The sequence below is a fragment of the Micromonospora sp. M51 genome, from assembly GCF_018070305.1.
Lineage (GTDB): Bacteria > Actinomycetota > Actinomycetes > Mycobacteriales > Micromonosporaceae > Micromonospora > Micromonospora parva.
Genome location: NZ_JAGPXZ010000431.1, coordinates 1 through 5,217, shown reverse-complemented (window position 1 = coordinate 5,217; position 5,217 = coordinate 1). Strand labels below are relative to the sequence as shown.

Sequence of the window (5,217 nt, the reverse complement as noted above, 5' to 3'; positions counted from 1 at the left end):
CCCTGCCCACCCACCCCGTCGATCTTGCACTTTCTGCTCCGACATAAGGGGCATTCAATGCAAATCGACAACAGAAACTGCAAGATCGCGGTGGGGTGGGGTGGGGAGGTTAGCTGGGGAGGGAGTGGGTGACTTTTTCCGCCGTGAGCCTGGGGGCCAGGCGGGTCGGGTCCGGGTTGGCGCAGAGGACAACGGTGGCGGCCCGGGTCAGGGGGGCCAGCAGCCAGTCGACCGGATCGGGGTGGCGGGTGGCCTCCACGAGGATCCGTGCGCCGGGCTCGATGCCCAACTCGCTGGCACGGACCTCGGCCCGGCTCAGCAGGTGCGCGTCGGTGGGGCCCGGACCGGACTGCGGCGTGAAGTGGTCGCCGTGTCCGCGCACCTCGACGACGTAGTCGGCGAACCCGGGCGGCACCTGCCGCAGCGGGGCGGCGAGCGGGGCCAGCCCGAGGGCGTACCGCTCGTCGGCCGACCACGACTGCGCCTCGTCGAACTGGTCCACGGCGGCGAAGAGCACGCCCACGTCACCCGGTGTGTCGACCACGCTCAGCTTGGCCGACCAGCACCCCAGCAGCACCGCAGCGGTCTGCCAGTGTGGCGGCAACAGCACACCGGCCGGGGTGCCCGGCGCGAGGCCCACCTCGTCGACGAGGAGGTTGGCGGTCTTCGCCACCCAGTTCGCCAGGGTGACGCCGGAGAGTTCGGTGCGGTCGCCGGTGGCGTCGTCGTACCAGGTGAGCAGCGGTCGGGTCGGGTCGGTCGCGATCGCGTCGGCGAACACCCGGGCAATGTTGTCGGCCATCGGCGCGAACGATACGCCAGTGCGGGCCGTACTCAATGACGATGACAAGTCGGCGTACCGTCGGGTCGCAGTCAGCGTCGGACCCGCGCCCCGGCGTAGGCTTGACCCCCGGAGTGTTGTTCCCCACAGACCCGCCAGTGCAAGGAGTCGCCCCGTGACCGCCGGTCGCCCGCCCCGCGTGCTCATCGACGCCACGAGTGTCCCCGCCGACCGTGGTGGTGTCGGTCGATACGTTGACGGTCTGCTCGGTGCCCTCGGCAAGGTGTGTGGGTCGGGGGTGGAACTGGCGGTGGTCAGTCTCCGCACCGACCTGGAGCGTTACACCCGCATGCTGCCCGGCGCGGAGATCATCCCCGCTCCGGCCGCCGTGGCGCACCGCCCGGCCCGGCTGGCCTGGGAGCAGACCGGCCTGCCGCTGCTCGCCCAGCAGGTGGGCGCACACGTGCTGCACTCGCCCTTCTACACCTGCCCGCTGCGGGCCGGGTGTCCGGTCACGGTCACCGTGCACGACGCGACGTTCTTCACCGAGCCGGAGCATTACGACAAGTCGCGCCGCACGTTCTTCCGCAGCGCCATCAAGACCTCGCTGCGCCGCGCCGACCGGGTGATCGTGCCCAGCAAGGCCACCCGCGACGAGCTGATCCGGCTGCTCGACGCCGACCCGACGCGGATCGACGTGGCCTACCACGGCGTCGACCAGGCGGCCTTCCACGCTCCCACCGAGGAGGAGAAGGCCCGCGTACGCGCCCGTCTGGGGTTGGGCAACAGCAGCTACGTCGCGTTCCTCGGTGCCAAGGAGCCACGGAAGAACGTGCCCAACCTGATCCGTGGGTGGGCGCGGGCGGTGGCTGACCGGGTCGACCCGCCGGCCCTGGTGATCGCCGGTGGGCAGGGGCACGACGACGACATCGACCGGGCGGTGGCCGAGGTGCCGTCGCACCTGCGTCTGCTGCGTCCCGGCTATCTGCGCTACGCCGACCTGCCGGGTTTCCTCGGTGGCGCGCTGGTCGCGGCGTACCCGTCCTACGGCGAGGGGTTCGGGCTGCCGATCCTGGAGGCGATGGCGTGCGCAGCCCCGGTGCTGACCACGCCCCGGCTCTCACTGCCCGAGGTGGGTGGCGACGCGGTCGCGTACACCTCGGAGGATCCGGAGCAGATCGGCATCGACCTGGCCGCTCTGCTCGACGACGAGCAGCGGCGGTTGTCGCTGGCGAAGGCGGGGGTCGACCGGGCCAAGGAATTCACCTGGGAGTCCAGCGCCGAGGTGCACATCGCCGCGTGGAGCCGCGCCCGCTCCTGACCCGCCGCGCCACTGCTGGTGACCCGGGCCACTTTGGGTAGGTACGTCGGGCATGATGTGCGGATGCTCTATGCGGTCATTCCGGCAGGTGGCAGCGGCACAAGGTTGTGGCCGTTGTCCCGTGCTGGCCATCCCAAGTTCCTCCACCCGCTCACTGGCACCAACGCCTCGCTGCTCCAGGCGACAGTGGAACGGCTCGCGCCGCTGACCACACCGGATCGGACCCTTGTGGTCACCGGCGCCGCGCACGTCACGGCGGTGGCACGGCAGCTGACCGTACTGCCGGAGGAGAACATCCTGGTCGAGCCCTCGCCCCGGGATTCCTGCGCGGCGATCGCGTTGGCCGCCGCGGTGATCGCGACGCGCGACCCGAACGCGGTGATGGGCAGCTTCGCCGCCGACCACCTGATCCGCGACCCGGACAGCTGGGTCTGCACAGTCCAGGAGGCGGTCCACGGGGCCGAGCAGGGCATGCTGATGACCGTCGGGATCACCCCGACCCGCGCGGAGACCGGCTACGGCTACCTGGAGACCGGTGACCCGACCGACGGTGTGCCGTGGCGGCCGGTGACCGAGTTCAAGGAGAAGCCGGCCGCCGAGGTCGCCGAGGCGTACGTCCGTTCGGGCCGGCACCTGTGGAACGCGAGCATGTTCGTGTGGCGGGTGGACGTCTTCCTCGCCGAGCTGGCCCGCCAGCAGCCGGCGCTGCACGCCGGCGTCGCCGCGATCGCCGCCGCCTGGGGCACACCGGAGCAGGACGACGTCCTGGGCGCGATCTGGCCGACGTTGCCGAAGATCTCCGTCGACTACGCGGTGATGGAGGGCGCGGCCACTGCCGGTCGGGTCGCGACGGTGCCGGGTGACTTCGGCTGGAACGACGTCGGTGACTTCCACACCCTGGGCGAGGTGTTGCCGGCCGACGAGGCGAACAACGTGGTGCTCGGCACGGAAGCCAAGCCGGGCGTGCTCCTGCGGGACAGCACCAACCTCGTGGTCGTGCCGCAGTCGGGCCGGCTGGTGGCCGTCCTCGGACTGCACGACCTGATCGTGGTGGACACCCCCGACGCGGTGCTCGTCTGCCCGCGCGACCGGGCGCAGGACGTCAAGGCCCTGGTCGACGAGCTCAAGGAGCGAGGCGAAGAGGGCTACGTCTGAGGGCTGCGAGGGCCGGCGCGACCATTTGCACGGTCCCGCCGGCCAGCGGCTCGGGCAGCTGGTCCGCCGGGAACCAGCCCAGCTCCTCGGCCTCGTCGCTGACCTGCTCCACCGCGTCGGGCGGGGCCAGCACGGCGAACCGGACGTCGTGGTGCGCCGAGCCGCCCTGACACTGCACCTGGTGCACGTCCACGTCGATCGGCACCGGGTCGATGCGCAGGCCGGCGATTCCGGACTCCTCGGTGGCCTCGCGCAGGGCCGCGGCGACGAGGGTCTCGTCGGTCGGCTCGCAGTGCCCGCCGAGCTGCACCCACCGCCCGAACTTGCCGTGCAGGCAGAGCAGCACCCGGGAGCCGGTGGAGTCCAGCACCAGCGTACTGGCGGTGATGTGCCCCGGACGGTGCTGCCGGCTCATGGCGACCGGACCGGCGGCGAGCAGGGCGAGGGTCCGGTCCCGCGCGCCGGCCGCGTCCGGGCTGGTCGGCTGCCAGCCCTCCAGCAACGCGGTGGCGTCGGCGTGCAGCGCCGCGTACGCCTCGGGGTTGGTCGGTTGAGCGGTCGGGCCGGTGATCACGGTGTCGGGCACCATGCCACTGTACGAGCGTCCACCCGATGGGCCGCTTCGGTGACCCCGCGACGCGTCGAATTCCTGGTGGCCGGCTGATCTCACGGCGCGGACGAGGACCATCGGTCGCGCGCTGTGGCGGCTGAGACGGCGTGGGGGCGGGATGACCGGACGGCACCTCTGCGGAGCAAGGGCCGCAGACCCTCGTGGTGCCGTCCGATCACCGGGGCCTCCCCGGTCCCGGTGCCTCGGCGGCGCGGGCGTCCAGGACGCGCGGCGCCATGTTCGGGCAGTGGAAGCATGCCGAACCGGCCCCGGGGGCGTCGAGGTTTTTCATTCCAGGCTTAAAGATGGAGATTACTGCCGTGCAGGTAGAGTCGAACGGTCACCCGGCATCCCCCTGCCGGCGACACGGGAGCGCTCCATGCTGAAGATCCACTTTTCTGGGGAGGACATCCTCCGGACCCGGGTGGCGCCGGCGGCGGACCCGGTCTGGGAACTGGTCCTCAGCCTGCACGTGCTGCGCGGCCGCACCCGCGATCCGCTGACGGCCAACTGGCGGCGCAGCGTGTCGTGGGCGCTGCGTCAGGACGCCGCCTCCGAGCAGCTCAGCCTGCTCTTCGCGCTGAACCCGCCGCGCGGTTACTTCCCCGACTTCCTCACCCCGTACGCCAGCGTCGAGGGCTTCGAGGCCGGGCTGGACGCGCTGCGCCGTACGCCCGTCGAGATGCTGCACCGGGACCTGAGTGTGCTGGCCACCGAGAATCAGCTGCCCTCCTCGGCGACCGCGCTGGCCCGGGGTGAGGTGTCGGCGCTGCACCACCTGGCCGATTCGATGCAGCAGTACCGGTCACTGGCGATCAGCCCGTACTGGGGTCGGATCCAGGCCGCTGTGGCGGCGGACCGCGCGCGACGGGCCCGGGCACTGCTCGACGGCGGAGTCGAGGGCCTGCTCACCAGTTTCCGCCCGGCGATGCGCTGGGACAGTGGCGTGCTGGAGATCCGCAGCTACCCGCACAGCCGGGAACTGCACCTGGACGGCCGCGGGCTGCTGCTCGTGCCCTCGTTCTTCTGCGCGGCCATCCCGGTAGCACTGCTCGACCCGGCACTGCCACCGGTGCTGGTCTACCAGGTGGACCGGCTGGGCGGGCTGGTGACGACCGACGCCAACGGTGCGTTCGCGCCCGGTGCCGGCCGTGAATCGCTCGCCGCGCTGCTGGGTCGCACCAGGGCGGCGGTGTTGCAGGCCAGCGACGAAGGCTGCACCACCGGCGAGGTCGCCCGCCAGCTCAACATCTCACCGGCCGCGGCGAGCCAGCACGCCACTGTGCTGCGCAACGCTGGCCTGCTGGTCAGCCACCGGGAACGCAACAGTGTGCTGCACACGCTGACCCC

5 protein-coding genes are annotated in these 5,217 nt (G+C 71.7%); 3 read left to right on the top strand and 2 right to left on the bottom strand.

Features of this window, described 5'->3' with window-relative positions:
- Positions 1–109 precede the first annotated feature (109 nt).
- Positions 110–802, bottom strand: a complete 693-nt coding sequence (locus tag KBX53_RS21325) for a TIGR03089 family protein (RefSeq protein ID WP_210861226.1) — start codon at positions 800–802, stop codon at positions 110–112.
- A 154-nt stretch (positions 803–956) separates the two neighbouring features.
- Between KBX53_RS21325 and KBX53_RS21320 the strand changes: the two genes are divergently transcribed.
- Both KBX53_RS21320 and KBX53_RS21315 read left to right on the top strand, forming a co-directional pair.
- Positions 957–2,102 carry a glycosyltransferase family 1 protein gene (locus tag KBX53_RS21320; protein ID WP_030338285.1) on the top strand — a complete coding sequence of 382 codons (1,146 nt, stop codon included), beginning with the start codon at positions 957–959 and terminating at the stop codon, positions 2,100–2,102.
- Between the two features lie 63 nt (positions 2,103–2,165).
- Positions 2,166–3,257, top strand: coding sequence for a mannose-1-phosphate guanylyltransferase (locus KBX53_RS21315; RefSeq protein WP_210861225.1), 1,092 nt, complete (start codon positions 2,166–2,168; stop codon positions 3,255–3,257).
- Here the strand turns inward: KBX53_RS21315 and KBX53_RS21310 are convergent.
- Positions 3,226–3,846, bottom strand: coding sequence for an NUDIX hydrolase (locus tag KBX53_RS21310; protein WP_081884272.1), 621 nt, complete (start codon positions 3,844–3,846; stop codon positions 3,226–3,228). The genes KBX53_RS21315 and KBX53_RS21310 overlap by 32 nt on opposite strands.
- A gap of 400 nt (positions 3,847–4,246) precedes the next feature.
- Between KBX53_RS21310 and KBX53_RS21305 the strand changes: the two genes are divergently transcribed.
- Positions 4,247–5,217, top strand: a 971-nt coding sequence (locus KBX53_RS21305) for a helix-turn-helix transcriptional regulator (protein ID WP_210861224.1), incomplete at its 3' end; no start/stop codon positions are given.

What these genes read in the sequence shown, in the direction of transcription:
- KBX53_RS21310 (WP_081884272.1), bottom strand. Translation starts at nt 3,846, where the DNA reads ATGGTGCCCGACACCGTGATCACCGGCCCGACCGCTCAACCGACCAAC.
- KBX53_RS21315 (WP_210861225.1), top strand. Translation starts at nt 2,166, where the DNA reads ATGCTCTATGCGGTCATTCCGGCAGGTGGCAGCGGCACAAGGTTGTGG.
- KBX53_RS21325 (WP_210861226.1), bottom strand. Translation starts at nt 802, where the DNA reads ATGGCCGACAACATTGCCCGGGTGTTCGCCGACGCGATCGCGACCGAC.